The organism is Mesorhizobium sp. GbtcB19 (genome assembly GCF_019091085.1).
In the GTDB taxonomy this organism is placed as follows: Bacteria; Pseudomonadota; Alphaproteobacteria; order Rhizobiales; family Rhizobiaceae; genus Mesorhizobium.
The window spans coordinates 1-901 of the sequence record NZ_JAGXJY010000076.1; the positions used below are offsets into that span (position 1 = coordinate 1).

Consider the following 901-nt stretch of genomic DNA (forward strand, 5'->3'; position numbering starts at 1 on the left):
CGAGGTCCAGGCGCAGGGGCAACGTGTTGATGAACAGGCCCATCGCCCGGCCAGCGCCAGAACCAGCCTGCATCCGGCCAAGCAGCACCGTGCCGAATACGATCGCGGTGCGGCCGGACGTGCGCGCGGCCATCTGGCCCCATGCCACATGGCACAAGCTGGCAAGGCTCACTCCCAGCCTACGGGCTAGCCCACGGAGACGGTCGTTGAGGGCTTGCGGCAAGACCCGATGGGCCTCAGCCACCTTCTCGCCATCGCCACGCACTTCCGCCAGGCCGAATGGCAGCACCGGTTCATCGATATCGCCAAGCCGCTCGCGGAAGTAGCGCTCGTGCTCCGCCGCCGAGACTCCCAGACGCGCCTGCGCCACCACGTTGCGGAACGGCTCCGCAGCCGGCAGCTCATCCTCTCGGCCCGCCAGGATCGCTTCGATCTCCTCGTTCAGGATATCCAGGGTCGACTGGTCGCCGATCAGATGGTGATGCACTTCCAGCAACAGCCAGCGGCCGTTCTCGGGATCCTTTGCCACCACGAAGCGCAGCAAGGGCGCCTTGGTCAGGTCGAACCGAAAATGGCTTGGATCGTAGCGATGCCGCAGCTGCTCCACGCCAGGGCCGGCGGCAGGATCGAGCTCGACCTCGGTGATGCTGAGCGGCGCGGTGCGCCACACCACCTGCACCGGTGCTGACAGGCCTTCCCAGACAAAGGCGGTGCGCAGGATATCGTGACGGTCGGCCACGCGCTGCACCGCCGACAGATACCGATCCAGTCGATCCCGCTCGGCGAAGGCCATCTGAGCACTGATCAGATAGGGATCGCCCTTCTGCGCCAGAAGGTGGTGGAACAGGGTGCCGTCCTGCAGCGGCGACAGGGCGTAGATGTCCTGGACGTAGGCGATGCC

The 901-nt window shown here is 66.3% G+C and carries 1 protein-coding gene; it reads right to left on the reverse strand.

Translation table 11 applies throughout. The features are described 5' to 3' along the window. Positions 1 to 901 (reverse strand): condensation domain-containing protein (locus tag KVT37_RS31645; protein ID WP_254634394.1); only part of this gene is annotated, 901 nt, incomplete at both ends.